This window comes from Dyadobacter sp. HNCC25DJ185 (genome assembly GCF_056895195.1).
Window position 1 is genome coordinate 1 of the sequence record NZ_JBXHAR010000047.1, and the last position, 238, is coordinate 238.

At 48.7% G+C, this 238-nt stretch carries 1 protein-coding gene; it reads right to left on the bottom strand.

The features are described from left to right. Positions 1-238, bottom strand: a 238-nt coding sequence (locus AC1XUF_RS32110) for a Mu transposase domain-containing protein (RefSeq protein WP_483345968.1), incomplete at both ends; no start/stop codon positions are given.

Consider the following 238-nt stretch of genomic DNA (forward strand, 5'->3'; position numbering starts at 1 on the left):
GAATCAGGCATGTGTTCGGCAATAGTGGTATGCCCATGGCTTTTATAATTCCTGCTATGCAGTGCAATCCGTTGATTGTCAGAATAGATCTCGACTGTGTCTTCGCAGTAAGCAATGCGGACCTCTTTGCCGATGTAGCGGAATGGGACGCTATAAAAGTGCCAGTCTTCGCCGATGACCACGTGGTAGTTCTTTTGGACTTTGGCTTTGGTGTAGTGCCGGACTTGATAGGGCGATC